Origin of the sequence: Corallococcus sp. AB049A, from assembly GCF_003668885.1 — a bacterium.
In the GTDB taxonomy this organism is placed as follows: Bacteria; Myxococcota; Myxococcia; order Myxococcales; family Myxococcaceae; genus Corallococcus; species Corallococcus interemptor.
Genome location: NZ_RAWL01000777.1, coordinates 1 through 1,670 on the forward strand (window position 1 = coordinate 1; position 1,670 = coordinate 1,670).

The 1,670-nt window shown below is 70.4% G+C and carries 1 protein-coding gene and 1 pseudogene; both read left to right on the forward strand.

The genetic code is table 11. The features are described 5' to 3' along the window. Positions 1-491: pseudogene (locus tag D7X55_RS43780) on the forward strand (hypothetical protein); the annotation flags it as partial. 139 nt (positions 492-630) lie between these two features. Further along, positions 631-1,670 (forward strand): serine/threonine-protein kinase (locus tag D7X55_RS39295; protein WP_147470421.1); only part of this gene is annotated, 1,040 nt, incomplete at its 3' end.

A 1,670-nucleotide genomic window follows, 5' to 3' on the forward strand; every position in this document is an offset into this window, starting at 1 on the left:
GCGGTGGCGGTGGATGCGGCGGAACCGGAGGACAAGGCGGAACGGGCGGAGGCGCCTCCATCGCCGTGATTGCGTTCAACTCGCAGCTCATCGTCGAACCCTCGTCCCGGCTGCTGACGCAGGGGGGCGGCAAGGGCGGTAACGGTGGAGCCGGAGGACAAGGCGGCGCTGGCGGGCCTGGAGGTGGCGGAGGCGGCTTCACCACCGGGTCGGGCGTCAACGGAGGAAAGAGCTACTTCACCATCAGCGGCCAGGGTGGTGGCGGTGGCGAAGGAGGCACGGGCGGCCTTGGCGGCGCGGGGGCAGGCGGTGGTGGAGGCCCCTCGGTCATCTTCTGGTGCTCGGATGCCGGCATCCTCCTGCCCGAGTCCACGCCCCTCACCCCAGGTGAGGGAGGAACGGGAGGCCTGAGCCCGGGTGGCACTCCTGGCTCGCCTGGAGTGTCGCAGCGTGACCTCGGCTGCACCTTCGTCGACGCCGGAACGCCCTGACCCACTGCGTTGCCCGCTGTGTGACAACAGCGGGTGAGAAAGCGAGACCCGGGGGCAGGTGCCTGTCTGCTTGCCCTGCGTCCCCGGGCGGCCACTTCGCTTCCCGGGTTTTCACCTGTTACGCTCCCCCGTGGTGGAGATGTCTTCCGAGCTGATCTGCGAAACCTGCGGCCTCACCGTTCCGTCCGAGACGGCGGTATGCCCTCGCGATGGCACCGTCGTGCTGTCGTCGTTCCAGCCGACTCCACCGGAACCGAAGGTCATCGTGGAGCACCCCGGTACCGAAGCCACCGCCATCACCGACCCCCTCATCGGCCTGAAGCTGGGCGAGTACGAGCTGCGCTCGCGCATCGGCGTGGGCGGCATGGGCCTGGTCTACGAAGGCATCCAGCCCCTCATCGGCAAGCGCGTCGCCGTGAAGGTGCTGCGCCCGGAGCTGGCGCACTCGTCCGAACAGGTGGCCCGCCTCCTCGCGGAGGCCCGCGCCGTCAACGCCATCCGCCACCGCGGCATCATCGACATCTTCGGCTTCGGCCAGCTCCCCGACGGTCGCCAGTACATCGTCATGGAGTACCTGGAAGGCCAGCCGCTGGACGCCATCCTCGCGGAGCAGGGCCGCCTCCCCGTCCCGGAGGCCCTGTCCCTCCTGGATGAAGTGCTCGCCGCCCTGGGCGCCGCGCACGGCGCCGGCGTCGTGCACCGCGACCTGAAGCCCAGCAACATCTTCCTCGTGAAGCAGCCGGACGGCTCGCGCTACGTGAAGCTGCTGGACTTCGGGCTCGCCAAGCGCGGCGAGGGCCCCACCGGCCGCACCGCGCAGACGCGCACCGACATGGTCGTCGGCACTCCGGAGTACATGGCGCCCGAGCAGGCCCGCGGCCAGTCCGTGGGCCCCATGACGGACCTGTACGCCATGGGCGTCGTTACCTTCGAAATCGTCACCGGCCGGCTGCCCTTCATCGGCAGCTCCCCGGTGGACCTGCTCATGAAGCACGTGGAGGCGCGCCCGCCCCGGCCGTCGGAGTTCGTCTCCGACCTGCCGCCCGCCGTGGACGCCTTCATCCTGCAGATGCTCACCAAGGACCCGGAGACGCGCCCCAACTCCGCGGATGCCCTGCGTCAGCACCTGTCCAAGCTGCGCCGCACCCTGCGCGCCACGCGCACCAACCCCACCGCGCC